This window comes from Stenotrophomonas beteli (genome assembly GCF_001431665.1).
In the GTDB taxonomy this organism is placed as follows: Bacteria; Pseudomonadota; Gammaproteobacteria; order Xanthomonadales; family Xanthomonadaceae; genus Stenotrophomonas; species Stenotrophomonas beteli.
Map to the genome: position 1 here is coordinate 60,410 of NZ_LLXV01000029.1, position 22,983 is coordinate 83,392.

Here is a 22,983-nt window from a genome sequence, read left to right on the forward strand (position 1 = left end):
CTACCCCACCTTCCGCGCCGGTTCGGCGTCGGTCGCATACCGGCTGGCCTTGTACGGCAGGCCCAGATGCTCGCGCAAGGTCTGCCCTTCCAGCGCGCGCTGGTGGTAGCCGCGCGCCTGCAGGATCGGCAATACCTGGGTCACGAAATCGTCCAGGCCCTCGCGCTGCGCGGCGAAGCCGAGAATGAAGCCATCGCTGGCACCGGCATCGAACCAGCGGATCAGCTCGTCGGCCACCTGCTCGGGTGTACCGATGAAGTTCGGCCGCGGGCTCACTGCTTCCAGCGCCACCTGGCGCAGGCTCAGTCCCTTCTCGCGCGCATCCTGCTTGATGCGGTCGGTGGTGGAACGGAACGAATTGCTGCCGATGTCACCCAGCTCCGGGAACGCTGCATCCGGGTCGTACTGGCTGAAATCGTGGTGATCGAAGAAGCGCCCCAGATAGGCCAGCGCATCCTCCAGCGTGGCCAGGGCGGCGATCGCCTGGTACTTGGCCTCGGCCTCCTCGGCGGTGCGGCCGACGATGGGGCCGATGCCCGGGAAGATCTTCACGTCGTTGCCGCTGCGGCCGTGCGCGATCGCCGAGTTCTTCACCTTCTGGGTGAACGCGCGGGTCTCCTCCAGCGATGGCGAATGGGTGAACACCGCATCGGCGTACTTGCCGGCCAACGCGATGCCATCGTCGGACGAACCGGCCTGGAAGATCACCGGCTGGCCCTGCGGCGAACGCTGGATGTTGAGCGGGCCTTCCACCTGGAAGAAGCGGCCCTTGTGGTCGAGCCGGCGGAACTTCTCCGGTGCGAAGAAGGTGCCGCTGTCGCGCTCACGCACGAAGGCGTCGTCATCCCACGAATCCCACAGCCCCTGCACCACGTCCAGGTACTCGTCGGCGATCTGGTAGCGCAGCGCGTGCTCTGGATGCGGCCGGCCATAGTTGCGCCCCGATCCTTCCAGCGGCGAGGTCACCACATTCCAGCCGGCGCGGCCGCCGCTGAGCAGATCCAGCGAGGCGAACTGGCGGGCAACAGTGAACGGGTCGCTGTAGGACGTGGACAGCGTACCGGCCAGGCCGATCTTCTTCGTCGCCGTAGCCAGCGCCGACAGCAGTGAGATCGGCTCGAAGCGGTTGAGGAAGTGCGGGATGGATTTTTCGTTGATGTACAGGCCGTCGGCCACGAAGCCGAAGGCGATGCCGTTGTCTTCGGCGGTGCGCGCAATGTCGATGTAGAACTGCAGGTTGACACTGGCATCGGCCGGGTTGGACGGATGCTTCCAGGCATGCATATGGCTGCCGGGGCCCTGCAGCATGATGCCGAACGGAATGTGGCGCGGGGTCGTGCTCATGGGAATCGCTCCTGCAGGTCAGGCCACCGCCGCGCGCGGCGCGGGCGACAGCAGTTCAAGGGATGTCAGGCGTGCGTCGAGGTCGGCCACCGGCGCGTCGAGGATGAATTCACCCACGCCGAAGCGCCGGTGCAGCGCGTCCAGTTCGCCGCGCACGTGCTGCGCATCGCCGGACAGCACGCTGGGGCGTGTTTCCTCGATGCGGAAGTCGGCCACGCCCACCTGGCGTGCGTACTCGGCAGCCGCCTCGGGGCTGGGCAGGTTGACCGTCTGCCCCGGGCCAAGGTGCAGCTTGTAGACGCGCAGCGTGCCGATATGGCGTGCGGCTGCTTCGGCGGTCGGTGCGGCGAAGGCCACCGTGGCCAGCAGCGGTGGCTGGGTGGACACGCTGCGATAGGCGTCGAACGCGGCCTCGACATGCGTCGGATCACCGTCGAAGTGCGCGGCATAGACGAAACGCCAGCCCAGCTCGGCCGCCTGCCGCGCGCTCTGCGGGCTGGCACCGAGCAGGAAGCGCTCCGGCGCCTGCTGCGGAATCGGGCGCGCCAACGCATCGGCATCGGCACCCGAAAGGTAGTCTTCCAGGTTCCGCAGCTGCTGGTCGAAGTCGGCAAAGGCCGGTCGGCCTGCCGCCAGCGCAGCGGTCGACGCAGGCAGTCCACCCGGGGCCTTGCCCACACCCAGATCAACGCGTCCCGGTGCCAACGCAGACAGCAGGTTGAAGTTCTCCGCCACCTTGTAGGGCGCGTAGTGGCGCAGCATCACCCCGCCACTGCCAATGCGGATGTGCCGGGTCTGCGCCAGCACCCAGGCCGCCAGCACTTCCGGTGCCGGGCTGGCCAGGGTCGGCGCGGCATGGTGCTCGGCAAACCAGTAGCGGTGGTAACCCAGCTGCTCGGCACGCTGCGCCAGCTGCAGGCTGTTGCGCAGCGCGTGTTCAGGCGTAGCACCTTCGGCCACCGGACTCTTGTCCAGCACACTGATGAGATAGCTCACGGTCGCGTCCTCGCTCAGGGGTGGGCTACAGGAATGCCAAGCAAGCCGTTCAGCGCGGCCAGGATCGGCTCGGCGCCGGAGATGTACTGGCGGTCCTGGTGTGCGCCACTGGCCAGCTCGCTGCGCACGCCACGCGGCAGTACAAGCTTCGGCAGCGACTGGTCGTGCTCGCCGATTTCAGCAATCACCTCGCGGCGTGGCCGTGCGAAGCCGATGCGACGCACGTCCAGCTGCGCGTCGAGGCCCTCGATGCTCGACAGCGCGCCTTCCAGCAGCAGGCTGTGCCGGCAGAAGAAGCGTTGGCCGGGAATCTGCCGGTCCTCGAACTCGCGATCGAGCAGGAACAGGATGGGTTTGCTTGCTGCGTCGAGCGTCACGGGGGGTCCTCACAAGGGCCGGCAATGCGATGCCGCTTCAACGTCGATGCTAGAGATGCCAGCGGTTGCCACAGCGACACCCGGCGACAATCGGCGGTCATATCCGGCCATGCAGATGCGCCTTGGCCATAAGCAAAGCGCCGGCGGTTATGGCTTCACGCGATGCGCCGCAGCGGCGCCGCCACGGTCTGCGCCTGTGTGGCCAGGTGCCCTGCGGCACGCTCGGCAGCCAAGGCGATCCGCGCCTGCAAGGCAACGCTGTGGATGTACTCACCGTCGAAATCGGCCGGCGTGGCATACACCCCGATCGGCAGCGTGTGCGCCTGCAGGAAACTGAACAACGGCCGCAGCTGGTGGTCGATCACCAGCGCATGGCGTTCGCTGCCGCCGGTTGCCGCCAGCAGCACCGGCGTGTCCACCAGAGCCTCCAGCCCGATGAAATCGACCAGATGCTTGAACAGGCCGGGATAGGAACCGCGATACACCGGCGCCGCCACCACCAGCAGCTCGGCCGCCTCGATCGTCTGCAGCGCCTGCTCCACCGCAGGCTCCGCCTCATCACGCGACAGCGACTGCCCCAGCGAACGCGCCATCGGCGCCAGCTCCACCAGGTCCACGCGCGCATGCACCCGCTGTTGCAGCGCCTCCAGCAGATGCCGCACCAGCAACAGCGTGCGCGACGTCGCCGAACTTGTCGGCGACCCGACCAGTGCAACCACCTTCAATGCAGAAGACATGAACTGCTCCTCGATGATGCCGAACCCTGTCCGGCCGCCTTTCGCGTTATGTAGAGCCGAGCCATGCTCGGCTGTCCCAGATCAGAACCGGTAACTGACCCGCCCATACCAGAACGCCCCGATCCGGCTCAGCACATCGCCCGAATCCCAGGTGGTCTCGATGCTGGCCACATCGGTGGCGCTGCGCGCGTACTCCGGCACCTTGCGCGTGCGCTTGTCGAACACGTTGTTGATGCCCAGCGCCGCGCTCCAGCCCGCGCCCAGCTCCACCGCACCTGAAAGGTTGGTCACCAGCACCGGCGGCTGCCTGTATTCCACGCCGTTGTTCAGGCGCTTGATCGGGCCGTAGTAGGTAAAGTCGACATTCGAGCGCCAGCGCCCGTTCTGCCAGCCCAAGCCCGCCACCTGGGTGTAGCTGGGCGTGCGGAAGCGCAGCGCGTACTCGCTGCTCTTGGTCAGCAGGTTGATGTTCGGCAGGCCCTGCAGCGCCGCCGGAATGGCGCTCACCTTCTGGATGGTGGTACGCCCGACGTTGGCCGCATAGCTCCAGCGCAGCGTGCCCCACGCGGTGTCCTGGTTGGCCTCCAGGGTCAGCTCGACACCGCGTGTGCGGGTATTGCCCACATTGGTGAAGTAGCTGGCATAGAACGCATCACCCGGCAGGATGCTGATGCCGGCCGAACCCAGCAGTGCATCAATGGTGTTCTTCTGCGCCGTGCTCAGCACCGTGCCGCTGTTGTCGGTGATGCGCGCCGGGTCCTGCGCGTTGTAACCGATCTGGCTGGACTGGCCGAGCTGTCCGCGGATGTCGATCTGGTAGGCATCCACAGCCAGATGGAACGCCGGGCTCGGGTCCCAGGTCACGCCCAGGCTGTAGTTGGTGGCCTTTTCCGGCTTCAGCGCCGTGGCACCCAACGCAATCGCCGCTGGCGAAGACACCTGGGCCACCAGCGTGGTACCGCACGGGCAGCTGCCGGTGGCCTGGTAGTACTGCGCGCCCAGGCTGGGCGCATGGAAGCCGTTGCTGACCGTCGCACGCAGGCCCAGTGCATCGGTGAAATCAAAGCGCGTGGTCAGGCGCCCGGTCGAGACACTGCCGAAATCCGAATGATCTTCCCAGCGCGCGGCAGCATCCAGGTACCAATGCGAGGTGATATTGGCGGCCGCACCCGCGTACACCGCCTTGCTGTTGCGCGTGGCTTTCACCGCGTCGGCGGTGGAGTAGCCGACGAAGGCGGCCGCACCGAAGCCGGTGTAGGACTCCCACTGCCCCGCCCCACGCTCGTACTGTTCGTGCTGGTACTCAGCGCCTGCGCTCACTTCCAGCGGCGAAGCAAAGGCCGCCACCTCGAAGCCTCGGCGCAGGTCCAGGTTGGCGATGCCCTGCTGGTAGTCCAGCTTGCCGTCATAGAAGTCAGTGGGCGAACCGGGGTATGTCAGCGAGTAGTTCACCGAGTTGCGGGTATAGGTGCGTACCGTGCTGCGGTTGCCGGTCAGGCTGGCGTCGTAGTCCCAGCCTGCGATCTGTCCTTTCACGCCCGCAGTACCGGTGTATTGCTTCTCCTTGGTTTCCAGCACGGGCAGGAAGCCGTCGGGAAACACGCTCAGCACCCCAGGCGCCTTGTAGGTGGTGAAGATGGTCGCCGGCAGGCGGAAGTTCTGGATTGCCTGCGCGGTGCGGTCGCTGGCGGTGGCATTGGCGTAGAACTGCGCGCTCTCGCCCAGACCATGACCGGCATTCACCGCGAACGCCTTCAACGCATACGACGGCGAGCTGAGAATGGTGTTGGCCTCGGCGTCGCGGCCGGCCTCGGCCGGGTTCGGCGACGCACCCGCCGGCAAGCGGTTGTTCGGGCGCAGCGCGACCCGAGTGCCGTTGGCATCCACCGCCGGATAGCTCAGGTAGCCATCGATGTAGCGCCGTGTACGAATCGCATGATGCTGGCGGGTGGTTTCGCCGGACAGATTGACGAAGCCATCGGCGCCCCAAGGCAGGCCCACGTTGGCACGCACACTGGTGCGCGAGCCGTCGCCGTCGGTGCTCTGCCCGCTTTCCACGGCAAACTCGCCACCGTGAGCCTGCGATTTCAGGATCACGTTGACCACGCCGGTGATCGCATCCGAGCCGTAGATGGCCGACGCACCATCGCGCAGCACTTCCACATGGTCGATGGCCGAGACCGGAATCAGCGCCAGATCGGCCCAGGCATGGCCTGGAAAGCCACCCCCGTTTGCGCCACTGACATAGGCGCTGGCATTGCGGCGCTTGCCGTTCACCAGCACCAGCGTGTAGCCGGGCGACAGGTTGCGCAGCTGGTAGCCGCGGATCAGGCTCTCCTGGTCGCTCTGGTAGCCGCCGATCTGGCTCAGCGACGGCAGCGCACGCTGCAGCGCTTCCAGCAGGTTGGCCTGGCCGGTGGCGGTGAGGTCCTCGGCAGAGATCACATCGATCGGCGTGGAGCTGTTCTTCACCGTGCGTGTGCTGGTACGTGAGCCGGTGACCACCACGGCGTCCAGTGTGGACGCAGCGACATTGGCGGTGGCTGCCGTGGTGGAGGGCTCAGCATCGGCTTCAGCGGCATGGCTGGGCGATGCCGTAAGCGCGACGGCGATCAGGACGGAAAGCGTGTTGAGGACAGGGCGGTAGGCGGCAGGCATGGGGGCTCGTGGGGTGGGCCGGAAACACGCCTCCATTCAAGGGCCTGTTCACCCGCGGCAACAGGCGGGATCGCGTCACCCAGCCGTAACATCCGGCCACCCACATGACCGCTGGTAATGACGTTAGGTGGCCCACACGCACGGGGTCGGATCCCTTTCCAAAGGAAAGGGCTCTGACATAACGCACGCATCCCCCAACGGGGTCAGAGCCCTTCCTGCGGAAGGGATCCGACCCCGGTTCCCATATGCCCGCCCGGCATCACCTCATGCCCGCGCATCACGCAACGCCACGCACCGCCACCCGTAGCATCAGGCCATGCCCAGCCCACCCGCCGATCCCACCGCGCCGCTCGTTGCCATCGTCGCCTGCCACGGCCAGGGGCTGTTCGAATTCGGCTGCGCGGTCGGCCTGTTCGCGCCGGTGCGGCCGGAACTCGGCGTGGCCTGGTACCGCACCCAGCTGTGCGCGGGCGAACCCGGTGCGCTGCGCATGCTCGGCAATGCGCAGGTGCAGCTTCCCTACGATCTCAGCGCGGTTGATGACGCCGACATCATCGTCATCCCCGGTTGGCGCGAACCCAGCGAGCGCCCACCGCAGGCACTGCTCGATGCACTGATCCGTGCCCACGCACGTGGCGCGCGCATCGCCTCGATCTGCTCCGGTGCCTTCGTGCTGGCCTGGGCCGGGCTGCTCGATGGCCGCCAGGCCACCACCCACTGGCGCCTCACCGAAGCGCTGGCACGCGAGTTCCCACGCATCGATGTGCGCGAGGATGCGCTGTACGTGGATACCGGCAGCATCATCACTTCGGCCGGCTCGGCCACCGGCATGGACATGATGCTGCACATGGTGCGCAAGGATTACGGCGCGCGCGTGGCCAACCTGGTGGCCGAACGGCTGGTCCTGGCACCATGGCGTGATGCCGGGCGCAGCCAGCGCGTCAGCCGCGCCATTCCCCACGGCGAGCCCACCCGCTTGGCAAAGCTGATGGAATGGATGCGCCGCAACCTGCGTGAACCGCACTCGCTGGGCAGCCTCGCCGAGCAGGCTGCCTTGAGCCAGCGCACGCTGCAGCGGCAATTTCTGGAAGCCACGGGCCTGTCGCCGATCGACTGGCTGATCCGCGAGCGTGTGGCCTACGCCCGCGAACTGCTGGAAACCACCGACCGTCCGTTGCAGTGGATTGCAGAACAGGCTGGCTTTGGTTCGCAGGAATCGTTCCGCCGCCATTTCCGCGGCCAGGTCGATGCGAGTCCAACCGAGTACCGCAGCCAGCATCGCGGCGGTATTGGCGTGGACCGGCTGATCGGCTGCTGAGTTGCTGCTTCCCCGGCTTTCCAGGCCCGTCCCACCACTGCAAGATAGGGCCATCCCCGCACTGCCGATGGACCGGTGATGACCGACCGCCCCTACAGGAACTACCGCGCAGGCATCGGCGTGTCGCTGCTGTTGGCCGCGCTCATCGCCACCCTCTCGCTCATCGCGGTGGCGACCCCCAACCTGGGTTGGGGCGTCGTAGCGCTGGCCACCATCGCGATCTGGATAGGTGCCCCGTTGCTGCTGGTTCTTCTGCTGGCCTGGCTGCGCTACATGCTGCGACAGCGCGGGCGCGTGCCCGGCCGCGTACACGCCTGGATGTTCCTGCCCACCGCCGCGGCCATGCTCATCATTCCGTTGTGGCAGTCCCTGCAGCACAGCTGGGCGAACCTGGCAGGCGGGTCGCGTATCCCTGTTGCCGAGCTGCACATCAATCTCAGCGGGCAGCCGCTGTGGCTGGACACCTCGCCGTATGCGTCCACCGGCTCCGGCGCTGGCCCGGACCTGCCGATGCAAGGCGATACGCCCCAGCGCTTCGTGGCCTTCCACCGCTATCCCAACGCGCAGTCCGATGTGGACAGCGCGTTTCCGTACCAGGACGCGCGCCTGAAGCGCTCCGCGGACCACTACCGGTACGCCATGCCATCGGGGGATCGCGCCGTCACTGACGTGCCGCTGGTCCGACGACCCTATCCGGACACCACACGCTTCAATGCCGGATGGCGCAGCGCCGGCCCACCCGAGCTCGTACACCTCTACTACCACTACAGCGATCATGTAGAGGTCGCGCCCACGCTCGCGCGCCTCAGCGGCTCGGCTGCCGACCACCTGCAGCGCAGCCGCTTCGAGGGCCTGGTGCTGTTCAAGATCCACAACTACGGCAGCACACCCATCGTGCGGATGGAGGTCGATGGCATCGCACTGGACATTGGTGACAGCGCTATCGAGAACATCCCGGCGGCGCCTGCTGATTGCACCGCCTATGGCTTTCCTGCAGGCGTGGCACTGCTGTCACTCGACCGGCCGCTGCAGCTGCGCTGGCAGACCGTCGATGCACCAGCGCGGTGGCACAGCGCGCGCGTGCAGGTGCCAGCGTTCCGGCAGGCGCAGCCGTTGCAGGGCCAATCCACGTTGCAGCAGGTTCTGCTGTACGTACTGCCTGACGGCACGCTGGCCGCCGAACGCTACGCCGAAGTGTTCAACGGCGACACGCGGCACGGCATCAAGGCCACCGGCCTGCCGGCCCGCGCCGCGCCCTTCGCGCGGTGTGGCAGCGCCCGCGCGGGCTACGCCGACGGTGCCGACGCCGTGCTGGCCGACTGATCAGCCACGCGCACGTGCAGCGCGCGCATGCAGCATCCAGCACTGCGCCAGGAACCCGATGGCGAACAGCAGTGCGCAGCCGAGCAGCGTCTGCTGGATCACCGGCGCCAGCGGTGCGGCGGCAACCGGGTGGCCCACCGGCAGGCGGGTCAGCGTTTCATTCACGCCGGGCACCAGTGACAGCAGGAAACTGAAGGACAACGCGAACGTGGACAGATAACGGGCTGCACGCCCCAGCCAGCGCAGGCGCGCCAGCACCACGCCGCCGAACGCCACCAGCAGCACGATCACCCCGAACGCATGGCCGGTGTTCAACCCGCCCGTGCTGGACACCGTGAACGATGTGGCCACCGACAACAGCAGGCCCCACAGGTAGAGCCTGCCTGAGCGCGTAGCGGGATCGATCGCGCGGTGGCGGATGAAGCCATACAGCCCGGCGAGCACCGGGATCAGGCTGACGGCGGTATGCACAACGCCGAGGGTCGAAAGCGGATGCGACATGGGAATCTCCGTTGATCGAGTAAACCTACTAGTAGGTAGGTATTGAGGGCAAAAAAGAGGCCTGCGCCCGGGCAGGCCCACCACACACACCACAGCTCAGGCGGCCACGGCCACCCGCGCGATCGCCAACCGCGCCAGTGCCGCGAAGGTTGCCGCATCACCGAAACCGCGCGCGGCCAGCATCGCGCCGTGCACCGAGGACATGAACGCCTTGGCCTCATCGGCCGCCGAGCCCTGCAACTGCAGTTGGCCCATCGAAGCGCCCTTCTCCAGCGTCACGGCCAGCCAGCCGCTCAGGTCCTCGAAATGGCCGCGCACCTCCTCGGCGATTTCCGGCGGAATCATCGGCGCCTCGGCCGCCAGCATCGCGCAGATGCAGAACGACGACGTGCCTCCGGCAATGCAGCTGGACCAGTAGTCCACATAGGCGTTGAGCTCCCGCAGCGGGTCGTCCAGCTGCCGGTCCAGCAGCGCCAGGCCCTCGCGCGCCTCGGCCCGGTACAGCACCACCACCGTGCGCACCAGGTCCGCCTTGCTGGGGAAATGGTGGTGGATGCTGGCCTTGCTGATATTCACCCGCGCCGACACGTCGGCGTAGCTGAAACCGTTGTAACCACCGGCCTCCAGCAGCGAACGGGCGTGGGCCAGGATCTCCTGGGCTTTGGGTGAGAGCGACTCTTTCATGTCGTCAACCTACTAGTAGGTTGATCCGCTGTCAACGGCCCGCTGTTGGGTGGCAGCATCCGGTAGTGCCGGCCGCTGGCCGGCAACTGCAGTCACCCTACGCCATCGCTATGCCGGCCAGCGGCCGGCACTACCACGCCCGGGCGTTCGTAGCGGGATTTGACATGCAGGCATTTGCCTGCATATAGTCCATCCCAAGGGCGGCGCCTGCCTGCCCACGCGAGGAACCTGCAATGGTGTATATCGCACACAGGGTCGGCATCAAGGCCCCCGCAAGCCAGGTGTACCAGGCCCTGGCCACCCCCGAAGGCGTGGCCGCCTGGTGGGCTGAAGACACCCACGGCGACCGCGAGACCGGCGGTACGGTCAAGGTGCGCTTCACGAACAACGGCCAGGAAATCGGCGCCATGGAAATGCAGCTGGAACTGCTCATTCCTGGCGAGTTGGTGCTCTGGAAGTTCCTCGCCGGCCCCGCCGAATGGATCGGCACCCACGCGCGCTTCGCGCTGAAGCAGGAAGGCGACTACTGCATCGTGCTGTTCACCCACGAGGGCTGGAAGGAACGCGTCGAGTTCACCTCCCACTGCAGCACCAAGTGGGCGGTATTCCTGATGAGCCTCAAAGCCCTGCTGGAGACCGGCAAGGGCCAGCCCAACCCGCACGACGTCAGGATCGACAACTGGAACTGAAGACGTCCCGCATGAATGCAGACAAGGTGTTCAAGGCCCTGGCCGACCCCACGCGCAGGACGCTGCTGGACCTGCTCTGCGCAGACAACGGCCAGACCCTGGGCCAGTTGTGCGAACACCTGGACATGGCCCGGCAATCGGTCACCCAGCACCTGGGCCTGCTGGAAGACGCCAACCTGATCAGCACCGTGCGCCGTGGCCGCGAGAAGCTGCACTTCATCAACCCGGTGCCGCTGCATGAAGTCTACGAGCGCTGGGTACGCAAGTTCGAGCAGCAGCGCCTGAGCCTGCTGCATGACCTGAAACGCGAACTGGAAGGAGAATGACGATGTCCGCAGAGACTACCCGCTTCATCCACGTGATCTATATCGCCTCCACGCCGCAGAAGGTGTTCGAGGCCATCACCCGCCCCGAGATCGCCCGCCGCTACTGGGGCCATGAGAACGTCTCAGACTGGAAACCGGGCTCGCGCTGGCAGCACGTGCGTGCCAACGAAACGCGCTCGGTCGAACTGGTAGGCGAAGTGGTGGAAAGCACCCCGCCCTCGCGTCTGGTCATCACCTGGGCCGCCGCCTCGCAGGCCGACAACCCGGATGCCTACAGCCGGGTGACCTTCGACATCGTGCCCTACCAGGACATGGTGCGGCTGACCGTTACCCACGACGAGCTTGAACCCGGCAGTGGCATGGATACCGGCATCCGCCAGGGCTGGCCGATCGTGCTGTCGAGCCTGAAGTCGCTGCTGGAAACCGGCAAGGGATTGGACGTGTTTGCGACGCCGAACTGAGTCGTGCCGCAATCGGCGGCGGAGCGCCATCCGCCGCCAGCGCTCCCTGGCCGGTCAATCGCTCAATCTGCGCGAACGCCCATAACTGCCACGCACATCCTGCTTGATCCAATCCGCCAGCAGGCGCAGGTAGCCGTCGGTGATCCGCGTCGACACGCGATTGCCCTCGGCATCGGTGCGGAACTCGGCCATGCCGTGGTCGGTATCCGGGAACAGGTAGGTCTCGACCGGCTGCCCTGACCCGCGCAGGCGCCCCAGGATGGTACGCGTGGCCGCGATCGGTGCGGCCCGGTCCTGTTCGGCCAGCACCCACAGCAACGGCACCTTCAGTCGCCGCAGCGCGGCCTCGGCGTCGTAGTCCCAGATCAGCTCCAGGTTGTCGAAGCGCGCGCGACCGATCCGGCGCAGGTCGGCGTCACTCATGCGCAGCATGTCACCGCTGTATTCGCCGTTGATCGTCTTCGCCCACGGCGCAGCACCGATCTGCGTGCGCACCTTGGCCAGCGCCTCGAACCCTTCAGTGAAATGCGTGCGCATCAACTGCGCGGTTGCGCCTGAAAGCTGCCCGACCTGCGCCAACGCCGGCGCATCCAGCTGCATGCGCCGTGCCTCATCGAACAACTGCTCGCGGTCCTCCTCGATGGGCGACACCACCAGCCCGAAGCCGATCGCCACGAAATCCGCCTGCGAACGCGTCGCCGCCAGCGGCGCGATCCACCCGCCCTGGCTGCCACCGAAGTAGCCGGCCCGGCCGAAACGCCCCGCTGCCAGCTCACGTGCCTTAGCAAGCGCCGCCGCCGCATCGTCAGCCAGCAGCTCGAAGTTCTGCGTGTACTCGCCTTCCGAATCGCCGGTGCCACGCTTCTGGTAGGCGAACACCGAAATCCCCTGCGCCACCAGCATGCGCTGGTAGATGGCCGCCACTGCCATCGTGCGTTCCGAGCCATGCACCAGCACCACCAACGGCCGCTTGGGGTCGGCTGGGCCGGCCGGTTCGATCAACTGCCCGACCAGTCTTGTTCCGGCACTGTTGAAGGTCGTCTCGGTATCGCGGGTCGGCAGGCGCTGCCAGCGCTGCGTCGCTCCCGCAGGCGACCTGAAGCTGACCACATCGCCGCTGCAGCTCACCGGCGCACTGGCATCACCGGTGGCACCACGTCGCCCGTCCAGCATCAGATAGCGCTGGCCCGTGGCCGGCGCCGTAGCGGGTGCGCCCAGCACCACCAGGTTGCCCTGCCCGTCACCGTAGGCACTGACCGTGCACTGCTCGGCGGCTGCAACCGGCAGGCCCGAACACACCAGCACCGCGCTCAACAACGAACGACTCTTCCACCCCGCCATGCTCTTCCCCGTTGCAGTGAACCCGCGTCGTGCGGGCGCCGGGCGCAGCCTAGCGCGTTCGTTCGCCAGATTCATGCTGCATCTGCTTACTGTCGGCCTCTCCCATGGCCATACTGGGCGGACGATACGAACTTCAAAGCGCACCATGCACACACATATCGAACAGATCGGCAGCACCTGCATCCTGCGCAGCGCCGATACAGGCCCCCTGTTGGACGGCAACGCCCTGCGCGACCTGGTCGGCGATGCGCTCGGGCACCAGGCCGAGTGGATTGCCGTGCCGGTCCAGCGCCTATCGCCGGACTTCTTCGAGCTGCGCTCCGGCATGGCCGGGCAATGGCTGCAGATGCTGGTGAACTACCGCCTGCGCTTCGCCGTCCTGGGCGATGTCAGCGGCTACCGCGCACAGAGTGAATCGCTGGACGCGTGGATCACCGAATGCAACCGCGGCCGCGACGGCTGCTTCGTGGCCGACTGGGATGCCCTGCTGGCACGCCTGCCGGCCCCCGCCAGCACCGGCTGAACGCCGCCCCCACGCTCACCCTCGCCAAACCTGGTTCCGACTGCACTCCGACGCCGCCCGCCACAGCATCACCCGCGGGCTCCCCGGGCGACGTTCGATGCGTGCTCCAGACGCAGATTCCCTGCACAGCAAAGTGGCGGCGGTCACCCTCGGTTTCTGAGTGATGAAGATCGCCGCCACCACCCTCGGCGAGACCGCCGGCGACCTGCTGTCGATGACGCTCAACCTCGGCTACGTGGCCAGCTCGGCCATCCTGCTGGCGATCTTTGCCGGCCTGCTGGGCATGCAGTTGTGGGCGCGGCGCTTCCATCCGGTGCTGTTCTGGTCGGTGGTGCTGGCCACCAGCACCGCCGGCACGACCATGTCGGACCTGATCGACCGCACGCTCGGCCTGGGCTACGCCACCGGCGCCAGCCTGCTGGCCGGTTGCCTGGCGCTGGTGCTGCTGGCCTGGCGGATATCGGAAAAATCGATCTCGGTCAGCAACATCGCATCGCGCCGCGCCGAAGGCTTCTACTGGACCGCCGTGCTGTTCTCCAACACGCTCGGCACCGCGCTGGGTGATTTCCTCGCCGACGATTCCGGACTGGGCTTCACCGGTGGCGCGCTGCTGATCGGCAGCCTCATCGCGCTCACCGCACTGGCCAGCCGCATCAAGGGCATCAACCGGGTCATCCCGTTCTGGATCGCCTTCGTACTCACCCGCCCGTTTGGCGCCACTTTCGGCGACCTGCTCACCAAGCCGCTGGAAAAGGGCGGCCTGGGCTTCGGCAGGGTAGGCTCGTCGCTGGTGCTGTTCACCATTCTCGCCACGCTGGTGGCATTGCCCATGCTGCAGCGTAAAGCACAGCCAGCCAGCTAGCGCGCCGTCCAGCCCCCATCCACCGGCAGCGCCGTGCCGGTAATCTGCGCCGCCGCGTCCGAGGCCAGGAACACCACCATTTGTCCCAGCTGCTCGGGCGTCACGAACTGCAACGACGGCTGCTTCTCAGCCAGCAGCTCACGCGCGGCGGTCTCCTGATCCGTGCCTTCGCGCTCGGCCAACGCGGTGATCTGCTGCTCGACCAGCGCCGTCCGCACCCAGCCCGGGCAGATCGCATTGGCGGTGATGCCCGTGCCCGCATTCTCCAGCGCGGTCACCTTGGTGAAGCCCACCACGCCATGCTTGGCCGCCAAGTAGGCCGACTTGTTCACCGAGCCCACCAGCCCGTGCACCGACGCAATGTTGATGATGCGGCCGGCGCCCTGCTGCTTCATGTGGGGCAAGGCCGCCGCCGTTGCATGGAACACCGCCGAGAGATTCAGCGCCAGAATCGCATCCCACTTTTCGACCGGGAATTCCTCGATCGACGCGGTGTGCTGGATGCCCGCGTTGTTTACCAGGATGTCGATGCGGCCCATCGTCGCGACGGCGTGGTCGATCATGCCGCGCACTGCCTCGCCCCGCGACAGATCGGCACCGTCATGCGCCACGCGCACGCCGAACTCGGTTTCCAGCTTGGAACGGATGCGTTCGATCTCCGCCGCATCGCCGAAGCCATTCAGCACGATATCGGCACCTTGCCGCGCCAGGGCGGTGGCAATGCCAAGACCGATACCGCTGGTGGAGCCGGTGACCACCGCGACCTTTCCACTGAGCATGGGCGAGCTTCCATTGGGGGTGGGCTGCCAGTGTAGCGTTACCGGCTCGCCGCTTTAACTGACACCCTCAAGTCGGCCCACAGCTAGAAGCGGATGCCTGCCCGATCAACGGTCGCCAACGGATTGGCTTTCCGCACCGCCTCCAGGAACAGCAGGAAATCCCGATTGAACAGCGTCAGGTTGTTGGTGAACATCACGCACTTTCTGCCCGATGCTTTGCTGAAGCACACCTGCCAGACATAACGCCCGTAGATCCTGTCGGACGTTCGTGTGACTGAGGTGATCTGCGAAAGCGGAACCGCCGTGGGCACCGGCCCACGCCGCAGGTAGAAGGATTCTGTATCAAAGAAATAGTGCTCGCGATCCTCTTCCCCATCCACCATCACCAAGATCATGGACCTGCCGGAAATCCGGCGCGGGGCATGCAAATGCAGCCCCGATTTCACAGACGAGCGAGCAGTTGCCGACATTCGCCGAAGGATGAGCCAAAGGATCACCAACGGAAGCGCCGCAACGACAATGAAGCCTACAGTCTTCAAAACAGTTTCCAGCGTGCTGGACACACAGATCTCCAGGATGAACTTTCAGGCGATACCCAAGTAGATCCACGCCACGCGTGGATGCTCTGGCTTCAACGCCCCATCACTTCCAATGATCCGGCCCCAGGAACGGCAGGCTCAGCACAAACACCGGAACCGCCACAGGGATCAACGCCGCGCCGAGCACCTTGCCCGCCGCCGAACCCACACCCGGCTTGTCCTCCCTCTCCGGCAGGATCCGCTGCGCCCGCGCATTGATCGGCTGTGCCAGCTTCCCCTTCTCCGCCAGCGCCGCAGCATCCGGCAACTGCACCTGCTCGCCGTCGCCCTCGAACAGCGCGCTGTAATAGCTGCCGCCCTTCCTTGAAAGATTGCAGGCGCGATCAAACGCCAGCGCGTAGCGGTTCCGGTCCATCGGCAGGTAGTAGCGCGCCCGCTCCTCCACGGCCTTGGCCTCACGCGGGGGGACCTCAATCCGCTCCAGCTTGAACTGCTCGGCCTGTTCCGCCGTCACCTGCTCCGGCCGCAGCAGCAGCGCATAGCTGCCGTGCACCTTGGCCTTGTTGGCCGGGTCGCGCCAGTCTTCATGGAAGTACATCTGCGCGCAGACCACCGCCTCGCGCAGCGGGCTGTCCATCAGCGCGCGGTACTCGCGGAACGGCGCGGCATTGAAGCGCATCGGCTCGTCATAGCGCGGCAACAGGTACAGCTGGCCGTCGTCGGCCACGAACGCACTGGTGATCTCGCGGCTTGAGGCGTGCTCCTCCGGGCCACTGGCACAGCCGGACAGCAGACCAAGGCACAGGGCGGAGAGAATGAGAAATGACGTTCGCATGTCGTGTTGGTGGGCTTCCCTGGAAAAACGGCCCCGCCCGGAAGGACGAGGCCAGTCCACCATGTTGCCACGGCACCGCATGCGATGCAGAAACCGCCTTACTTCAACCGCTCCACCAACCGCTGCCCCACCTCCAGCGCCGAGGCCGGGTTCTGCCCGGTAATCAGCTCGCGGTCCACCACCACATGCCCGGTCCACGGCGTGGTATTGCTGCTGAACTTCGCGCCCGCCTGCTGCAACGCCGTCTGCGGGTAGAACTTCATCTCACCGCCGCCCAGCAACGGCTTGGCCTGCTCTTCTTCCTGGTTGCTGATTACCGTCATCTGGTAGCCGCTGTAGATCCACTTCGGCGTGGCCGGCGTCGCACCCGCTTCCAGCTTTGCCACGAAACCCGCAGCATCCGGCAGCGTGGACAGCAGCGCGATCGGCCCGTGGCAGACCAGCGCGGTGGTCTTGTTGCGTTGGTGGAAGTCGGCCAGCAGCCGGCCCAGCGCCGGGCTCTTCAGCAGGTCCTGCATCGGCGCGTGCCCACCGGGAATGTAGACCGCGTCGAAACGCGCGTAGCCCTGCTGCTCGATGCGCGCCAGGCTGACCACCGGCGAGGCCGTCGGTGAGGTCAGCGCCAGCTTCTCCAGCAGCTCCTTGTGCAGCGTCAGCTGCGCGGCATCGTCGCCGAAGTACGCCGGCGTCACCGAGGACGCATCCACCGTCGGCGCCCGCCCCTGCGGCGTGGCAAAGGTCACCTCGTGGCCCGCGTCCAGCAACAGCTTGACCGGCTGCATCAACTCGTTGAGATAGAAGCCGGTGGACAGCACCTTGCCGTCCTTCAGGTCCAGGTGGTTTTCGTCGGACAGCACCACCAGCACGTTGGCGGCATGCGCGCCGCTGGCGGCCAGGGTCAGGGACAGCGCTGCGGCCAGCCGGGTCATCAGGTTCATGGGGAACTCCTATCGGGGAATGGCGGCCACTTTATTCATCGCCCCAGCGGCGATAAATTGGCCTGATCGCAAAACATCTGTTCCCCGGAGAGCCAAATGAGCCGCAAGTTCGACTACCTGGGCGATGTGGAGGTGTTCCTGGCGGTGGTCGAGCACGGCTCGTTCACTGCCGGCGCGGTGGCGCTGTCCACCACGCCCTCGGTGCTGAGCCGCGCGGTCACCCGCCTGGAAGCGCGGCTGGGCCGGCAGCTGCTGCAGCGGACCACCCGCCGCGTGGGCCTGACCGACGCCGGGCGGCTTTATCTGGAACAGGTGCGCACCGCCTTCGGCCTGCTGGACGACGCCGAGCGCGACGTACTGGCCCAGGACGGTGCGCTGGCCGGCCGCGTGCGCCTGAGCGTGCCCACCACCTATGGCCACTACCGGCTACCGCCCGTGCTGGCGCGCTTTGCGCAGCAGTACCCGCAGGTGCAGGTGGAACTGAACATCACCAACCGCAACGTGGACCTGGTGGCCGAGGGCTTCGACCTGGCCATCCGCCTGGGCCAGCTGCCGGACAGCGGGCTGGTGGGGCGAAAGCTGGAAGATGCGCCGTTGCTGCTGGTGGCCGCGCCGGACTACCTGCAGCGCCACGGCACGCCGCAGACGCTGGACGACCTGCAGCAGCACCTGTGCCTGCCGTTTGTGATGCCGCGCACCGGGCGGTTGGCGCCGTGGATCTTCCGCGACGGCGGGCGCGACGTGGACTGGCTGCCGCGCTCATCCATCGAGACCTCCGACGATGTACTGGGCGTAGTGTCGCTGGCCGAACAGGGCATCGGCATCTGCCAGAGCTATGAGTTCATCGTGCGCGAGCGGCTGCAGCGTGGGCAGCTGGTGGAGGTGCTGCCGCAGCTGCGGGGGCGGTCGCGGCCGTTCTCGGTGATCTATGCGCCGCATCGGCGGCAGTCGGCGGCGGCGCGGGCGATGATTGAGTTGCTGGTGGGGAATGCGGGGCGTGCTGAGGATGGCGCTGGCTGAGGCCGCAAAGTTCGCCGGCTATGTCGGGTTTGAACCGATTTTCGGGCTGTGTGGCTCATTGGGCGCCGCTCCCTGCCGAGGTGAACTAAGAACTGTTGCAAAGCAGGCCGTCGCGCTATTCGCTTGTGGCATGGGCGATCGCGCCACTTTGATTCGCAATCGACGGAGTGGGTGCGCGAATGCGTCCGCTGACGTCGCGTGCCGCACGAATGGCGCGTGCAACAATAGTTCTTCGCTCTTGGATTCCGCGATTCATTCGCGAATTTCTATTGGCATTCAGAGCGACGGCATAAACACCATGACGTGCCACCGACAACGGGTGGCCGGGCCTGCAAACCCGAACTGTTAGTTGTTTACGCTTACCCGTCGGCACCGTCCTTAACCGGTGCCGGCGGGTAATCCGTCGGCCTTTCTGGCGGGCGGTGCGTGGGGGTCTTCGGACCCGCCGGGTACTGACAACTATCGTCCGGTTTGCAGCCACGCATCGTCCGCCACCCGTCTACACGGTGGCGCTGTTAAGCACAGCCACGGAAGCCGACGCCATGAACGAGTCCGACACCTTCTCCTCGTACACCGTTGTTGAACCCATCAACGATGACACCTCCCTGCACGACCTGAACTCCCTGCTCGGCATCCTCAAGCGCATGCGCGGCTGCGAAGGTGCAGATGGACATCCTTGGCCAGAAACCGATGTATCACCCGGCCGCCGCGTGAGCTTGGCGAGGACCGAGCGCGCGATGGTGGGAGCGCTGACGGTGCTGGAGCTGCTGCACGCGGCAGACCGCTGCCGGGTGGCAGCGGAGCCGGAGCGGCATTTGGATGAGGGGGTGGTTGATGGCCTGTTTCTGGCTTGCCGGGGGCTGGTTGAGTGGGCTTGCCATGAGGTAAGGCCCAGCCAATCTTGACGCAGGATCGCGCCCATTCGTCGGAGCTAATGGCTCCAGCCCAACGTAGGACCAACAAGAACGCGCGTCATCCCAACAGAGGACCCCCTGAGATAACTGAGTAGCGGCAGCCTCGGGCAAGCTCGACTCTCCTAGCCGCTGCTCAGGCCGAAGGGGTCTGCTCTCCACCAGGGCGAAAAACGCTCGGGAGCTGGATGCAACGCCGTATCGCCGAAACATGCCAAGCGCTCGTCCACCGCTATCGGAAGCAATATGGCTCCGTTCGCAACCGACCTTGATTGGGAATAGAAGCACCTGAGATGGCTCAGACCTAAAGCGACTTAGCCGGACGCGTCATCGCCTCGCTGTATGCACGGAGAGCGGTACAGAGATGGAGGAACCATGTCACAATCATCGCATAGCCCAAGTGTGTACGTCGATGAGCAAGAACGAAAGAAAGACCGAGAACATTGTCCGAGATGTGTTGCGAGAACACGGCTACTTCGACGGAAGCAATGATATTGTGATCGAGGAGCAGAAGAGCAATATCGATGAAGTGCGCAAGCTGCTAAAAGCTGCAAGCAAATCCGGCGGAGGTGGCATTGGCTCGCCTGAATTCATCGTCAGTTCCCCGTCGAACGCTGACTTTCTTCTTGTTATTGAGTGCAAGGCGTCAACCAAGGATCACATCAGTCCGGTATGCGTACGCGCTCTTGATTCGGAAACCATTGCCGAAAGTCAGGCCGAATACAGCAAACGCGCACAGCGCTTCGCAACTGATGGGGTTCTCCACTATGCAGCCCAGCTCGCCAAAGAATTCAATGTCATCGCCGTTGCAGTAAGCGGCGAGACAAAAAGCGGCGCAAGAATTGATAATTACCTAATCTCAAAAGGGAGTGCCAAGGTGCGCCCTCTAAGAACCAAGGAGGGAACCGCAGTCACCGGCATAGTGTCCTGGCCTGATTACATTGAGCACGCCACCTATGACCCGGCAGTCCAGCGAATTCGTTTCGACGAGCTGATGGCGTTCTCTCGCGAGTTGCATGAGTTCATGAGAGACCATGCAAAGCTGACCGAGAGCCAGAAACCACTACTCGTAAGTGGCACCCTCATTGCGCTCCGAAACAAGGCATTCGCGCTCGCTTATGAGGAATACACGCCCGAGGAACTGCAGCGAGAATAGATGCGTGTCATCAAGGACGAAATACACAAAGCCGACATTCCAAAGGCCAAGAAGGATAATATGGCCCAGCCCTACTCAGGCATTGCGGTTCACCCTGAGCTAGGAAAGGCGAAAGGTAAATTCCCCAAGGGCATTCTTCATCAGCTCATCAAGAGACTGAATGAGAAAGTTTGGCCATTCATCAGCGTTTATCACGACTTCGATGTCGTAGGTCAATTCTATGGTGAATTCCTTAAGTACACTGGCGGCGATAAGAAGGCCCTTGGCATTGTTCTTACCCCGCGCCACATAACGGAGCTGTTCGCTCTACTTGCCAATGTGACCAAGGACAGCCGAGTCCTTGACATCTGTGCGGGCACGGGGGGATTCCTGGTATCAGCGATGCATCAGATGATGCGTTACGCTCAGACGGAAGCCCAACGAGCAAAGATAAAAAGTCAAGGACTTATTGGTGTAGAACAGCAACCGGAAATGTTTGCGCTGGCAGCGTCGAACATGATTCTAAGGGGTGACGGAAAGGCAAATCTACACCAAGGCTCTTGCTTTGATGATGCCATTACGAGGGCTATAACACAGCATAAATGCGATGTCGGCTTGCTTAATCCGCCATTTTCACAGAGCGACGCGGATCAGGCTGAACTCTACTTCGTAAAGCACATGCTCGACTGTTTGAAAAAAGGAGGGACTGGCGTGGCAATTGTGCCAATCTCATGTGCCATATCCCCACACTCAGCCCGGCACGAGCTTCTGAAGCACCACACACTGGAAGCGGTCATGTCGATGCCCAATGACCTATTCTCCCCTGTTGGCACTGTCACTTGCATTATGGTATTCACCGCCAAAATTCCTCACAGCACCAGTAACCGCAAAACATGGTTTGGATACTGGCGCGAAGATGGCTTCATTAAGACAAAGCACAGGGGACGGATTGACCTCTACGAGCGCTGGCCAGCCATTCGCGAGCGCTGGGTAGAGTCATTCCGCAATAGAGAAGTCCACGCCGGCGAGAGCGTCATGGTCTCGGTAACTGCTGAGGATGAGTGGTGCGCAGAAGCATATATGGAGACTGACTACTCAACCCTCAACCGCGGTGAGTTCGAGCGCGAGCTAAAAAAATATATCGCCTTCAAAATTCTCAATGAAGACTTGATGATAGAAGATGATGAAGAAGTTGAATGAGCTGTTCGACGTCGCGTACGGCAACAAACTAGATTTAAACAAGATGACGCGAGTCGGCCGCCGAGACGGAGGAATTAACTTCGTCGGGAGATCAAGTCAGAATCACGGTGTAACTGGCACGGTTGCACAGCTTGACATCAAACCCTACGATGCCGGCCTCATCACCGTAGCGCTAGGTGGCACGAAGCTTCTTTGCTCTTTTGTGCAAGAGCATCCTTTCTATACCGCGCAGAATGTAGCGGTACTTAGGCCGAAGGAGGAGATGTCGTTTGCTCAAAAGCTATTCGTTTGCATTTGCATTCGACACAACCGCTTCCGATACAGCGCCTTTGGAAGAGAGGCCAATCGCACACTGCGAGAGTTACTTATTCCCGACTTGGCCGATTTTCCTGAGTGGGTAGAGGGCGCAGAAGTCGGCCCCATTGGCGACAAGGCACTGGCTCGCATTCCAGACACGGTCAATTTTGACACTTCCACCTGGCGTGCATTTCCACTCTCTGCGCTTTTCGACTTAAAGAAGGGGCGCCGACTAACGAAGGCGCAAATGACGAAAGGCGAAACTCCTTTCATTGGCGCTATCGATGGAAATAATGGAGTTTCGGCGAGCGTCGGCCAGAGTCCGATTCATCAGGGAAATACAATTACAGTCAATTACAACGGCTCGGTTGGAGAGGCGTTCTATCAAGCCGAGCCGTTCTGGGCGTCTGATGACGTGAACGTTCTCTACCCTAAGTTCAACATGACGCCAGCGCTGGCGCCATTTCTAACGACAGTGATACGCCGTGAAAAATATCGCTTCAACTACGGCAGGAAGTGGCATCTGGACCGGATGAGCCAATCAGAGATTCGACTGCCTGCCGACTCTGCGGGTAAACCCGACTTCGCATACATGGAGAACTTCATGCACTCGCTTCCGTACAGCTCTCAGTTACCATAACTCCGATTCTGTATTGAGGAAGCCTCGATAGTACCCAAGCGGGTGTCTCTCAGGATTCCCAGCTCAGACTACGTGATTCATGTAGCTGCTCAGGCCATACCCGGAATCTTCTTCTTCAACACGTAATGCGGGTGCTGTTGGTTGTAGAAGTTGATCTAGCAGTCACTCCGCTAGCGTGCGCTTGGCTCTCGAAAAGAGCCCGGCGCACGCATTATCCTCTCAGCGCCCGGTTCACGTGTCCCACCACGCTGTTGGGCCGCGATCAATTCAATGTAGAGCAGTCCCGCTCTGGGCCGTAGCTACGCACCAGACGCGTGTCCTCGCGACGGGCGAACACTAGGTCGTTTTCCGAGCGCAACGGGATGGGCGCAGGCTCCCGGCCCAACGTGCTGCCCCCCCCCCCCCCCACCCCCCCCTGCCCTCTCCCCTCCAAACCCCCACCCCCCGCTCATCACAGACCAGTAGCACCTCTCATACTTACGCCGCGCCTCATAAATCGCCTATACTTCACCCCCCGTTAATTGTACGCCGTCTTCGACTATCGTAATA

Annotated in this window: 23 protein-coding genes and 1 pseudogene; 12 read left to right on the top strand and 12 right to left on the bottom strand. The window is 64.2% G+C overall.

The window, feature by feature from the left end:
• From ARC23_RS07480 to ARC23_RS07500, 5 genes are all read right to left on the bottom strand, one after another.
• Entirely contained in the window at window positions 1–1,344 is a 1,344-nt protein-coding gene (locus ARC23_RS07480) for an LLM class flavin-dependent oxidoreductase (protein ID WP_057496667.1), read from the bottom strand.
• Between the two features lie 18 nt (window positions 1,345–1,362).
• Window positions 1,363–2,340 (bottom strand): MsnO8 family LLM class oxidoreductase, encoded by a 978-nt coding sequence (locus tag ARC23_RS07485; RefSeq protein WP_057496668.1) that lies wholly within the window; start codon window positions 2,338–2,340, stop codon window positions 1,363–1,365.
• A gap of 14 nt (window positions 2,341–2,354) precedes the next feature.
• Window positions 2,355–2,717, bottom strand: a complete 363-nt coding sequence (locus ARC23_RS07490) for a DUF3088 family protein (RefSeq protein ID WP_057496669.1) — start codon at window positions 2,715–2,717, stop codon at window positions 2,355–2,357.
• Window positions 2,718–2,872: 155 nt separating this feature from the next.
• Window positions 2,873–3,454 carry an FMN reductase gene (gene msuE, locus ARC23_RS07495; protein WP_057496670.1) on the bottom strand — a complete coding sequence of 194 codons (582 nt, stop codon included), beginning with the start codon at window positions 3,452–3,454 and terminating at the stop codon, window positions 2,873–2,875.
• An 81-nt stretch (window positions 3,455–3,535) separates the two neighbouring features.
• Window positions 3,536–6,112, bottom strand: a complete 2,577-nt coding sequence (locus ARC23_RS07500) for a TonB-dependent receptor plug domain-containing protein (RefSeq protein ID WP_057496671.1) — start codon at window positions 6,110–6,112, stop codon at window positions 3,536–3,538.
• Window positions 6,113–6,428: 316 nt separating this feature from the next.
• Here ARC23_RS07500 and ftrA point away from each other — a divergent pair, with 316 nt between their 5' ends.
• The gene (ftrA, locus tag ARC23_RS07505) at window positions 6,429–7,430 is read left to right on the top strand and encodes a transcriptional regulator FtrA (protein ID WP_057496672.1); all 1,002 of its coding nucleotides are present in this window, start codon (window positions 6,429–6,431) and stop codon (window positions 7,428–7,430) included.
• Between the two features lie 78 nt (window positions 7,431–7,508).
• Entirely contained in the window at window positions 7,509–8,753 is a 1,245-nt protein-coding gene (locus ARC23_RS07510; RefSeq protein ID WP_057496673.1) for a hypothetical protein, read from the top strand.
• Here the strand turns inward: ARC23_RS07510 and ARC23_RS07515 are convergent, their stop codons facing one another.
• Together ARC23_RS07515 and ARC23_RS07520 are read right to left on the bottom strand one after the other, a co-directional pair.
• A complete protein-coding gene (locus ARC23_RS07515; RefSeq protein WP_057496674.1) occupies window positions 8,754–9,254 on the bottom strand; it encodes a hypothetical protein in 501 nt (166 codons plus the stop codon).
• 96 nt (window positions 9,255–9,350) lie between these two features.
• Entirely contained in the window at window positions 9,351–9,938 is a 588-nt protein-coding gene (locus ARC23_RS07520) for a TetR/AcrR family transcriptional regulator (RefSeq protein ID WP_057496675.1), read from the bottom strand.
• Between the two features lie 233 nt (window positions 9,939–10,171).
• Here ARC23_RS07520 and ARC23_RS07525 point away from each other — a divergent pair, with 233 nt between their 5' ends.
• The 3 genes from ARC23_RS07525 to ARC23_RS07535 are packed head-to-tail and all read left to right on the top strand — an operon-like array spanning window position 10,172 to window position 11,414.
• Window positions 10,172–10,627 (top strand): SRPBCC family protein, encoded by a 456-nt coding sequence (locus tag ARC23_RS07525; RefSeq protein WP_057496676.1) that lies wholly within the window; start codon window positions 10,172–10,174, stop codon window positions 10,625–10,627.
• Between the two features lie 11 nt (window positions 10,628–10,638).
• Entirely contained in the window at window positions 10,639–10,953 is a 315-nt protein-coding gene (locus ARC23_RS07530; RefSeq protein WP_010484635.1) for an ArsR/SmtB family transcription factor, read from the top strand.
• A 2-nt stretch (window positions 10,954–10,955) separates the two neighbouring features.
• Window positions 10,956–11,414, top strand: coding sequence for an SRPBCC family protein (locus ARC23_RS07535; RefSeq protein WP_057496677.1), 459 nt, complete (start codon window positions 10,956–10,958; stop codon window positions 11,412–11,414).
• Between the two features lie 54 nt (window positions 11,415–11,468).
• On the opposite strand, the gene ARC23_RS07540 is transcribed toward ARC23_RS07535, so the two are convergent.
• The gene (locus ARC23_RS07540) at window positions 11,469–12,755 is read right to left on the bottom strand and encodes an alpha/beta hydrolase family protein (RefSeq protein ID WP_057496678.1); all 1,287 of its coding nucleotides are present in this window, start codon (window positions 12,753–12,755) and stop codon (window positions 11,469–11,471) included.
• Between the two features lie 145 nt (window positions 12,756–12,900).
• Between ARC23_RS07540 and ARC23_RS07545 the strand changes: the two genes are divergently transcribed.
• Both ARC23_RS07545 and ARC23_RS07550 read left to right on the top strand, forming a co-directional pair.
• The gene (locus ARC23_RS07545) at window positions 12,901–13,278 is read left to right on the top strand and encodes a DUF4180 domain-containing protein (RefSeq protein ID WP_057496679.1); all 378 of its coding nucleotides are present in this window, start codon (window positions 12,901–12,903) and stop codon (window positions 13,276–13,278) included.
• Between the two features lie 97 nt (window positions 13,279–13,375).
• Window positions 13,376–14,140: pseudogene (locus ARC23_RS07550) on the top strand (COG4705 family protein).
• On the opposite strand, the gene ARC23_RS07555 reads toward ARC23_RS07550, so the two are convergent.
• The 4 genes from ARC23_RS07555 to ARC23_RS07570 all read right to left on the bottom strand — a co-directional run bounded on the left by ARC23_RS07555 (window position 14,137) and on the right by ARC23_RS07570 (window position 17,231).
• Window positions 14,137–14,919 (bottom strand): 3-hydroxybutyrate dehydrogenase, encoded by a 783-nt coding sequence (locus tag ARC23_RS07555; protein ID WP_057496681.1) that lies wholly within the window; start codon window positions 14,917–14,919, stop codon window positions 14,137–14,139. The pseudogene ARC23_RS07550 and the gene ARC23_RS07555 sit on opposite strands and share 4 nt — an antisense overlap.
• Before the next feature lie 83 nt (window positions 14,920–15,002).
• Entirely contained in the window at window positions 15,003–15,482 is a 480-nt protein-coding gene (locus ARC23_RS07560; RefSeq protein WP_238985210.1) for a hypothetical protein, read from the bottom strand.
• Window positions 15,483–15,561: 79 nt separating this feature from the next.
• Entirely contained in the window at window positions 15,562–16,293 is a 732-nt protein-coding gene (locus ARC23_RS07565) for a hypothetical protein (RefSeq protein WP_057496683.1), read from the bottom strand.
• 98 nt (window positions 16,294–16,391) lie between these two features.
• Window positions 16,392–17,231, bottom strand: coding sequence for a type 1 glutamine amidotransferase domain-containing protein (locus tag ARC23_RS07570; RefSeq protein ID WP_057496684.1), 840 nt, complete (start codon window positions 17,229–17,231; stop codon window positions 16,392–16,394).
• A 96-nt stretch (window positions 17,232–17,327) separates the two neighbouring features.
• On the opposite strand from ARC23_RS07570, the gene ARC23_RS07575 reads away from it, so the two are divergent.
• The 5 genes from ARC23_RS07575 (at window position 17,328) to ARC23_RS20385 (ending at window position 22,434) form a co-directional block, all read left to right on the top strand.
• The gene (locus ARC23_RS07575) at window positions 17,328–18,251 is read left to right on the top strand and encodes a LysR family transcriptional regulator (protein ID WP_057496685.1); all 924 of its coding nucleotides are present in this window, start codon (window positions 17,328–17,330) and stop codon (window positions 18,249–18,251) included.
• 542 nt (window positions 18,252–18,793) lie between these two features.
• Window positions 18,794–19,156, top strand: coding sequence for a hypothetical protein (locus ARC23_RS07580; protein ID WP_057496686.1), 363 nt, complete (start codon window positions 18,794–18,796; stop codon window positions 19,154–19,156).
• Window positions 19,157–19,574: 418 nt separating this feature from the next.
• Complete coding sequence (locus ARC23_RS21065; protein ID WP_203226346.1) at window positions 19,575–20,318, top strand: hypothetical protein; 744 nt, start codon at window positions 19,575–19,577, stop codon at window positions 20,316–20,318.
• Window positions 20,319–21,497, top strand: coding sequence for an HsdM family class I SAM-dependent methyltransferase (locus tag ARC23_RS21070; protein ID WP_203226347.1), 1,179 nt, complete (start codon window positions 20,319–20,321; stop codon window positions 21,495–21,497).
• On the top strand, window positions 21,481–22,434 hold the full coding sequence (locus ARC23_RS20385) for a restriction endonuclease subunit S (protein WP_080393044.1): 954 nt from the start codon (window positions 21,481–21,483) through the stop codon (window positions 22,432–22,434). Before ARC23_RS21070 ends, ARC23_RS20385 begins: the two co-directional genes overlap by 17 nt.
• The last annotated feature ends 549 nt before the right edge of the window (window positions 22,435–22,983 follow it).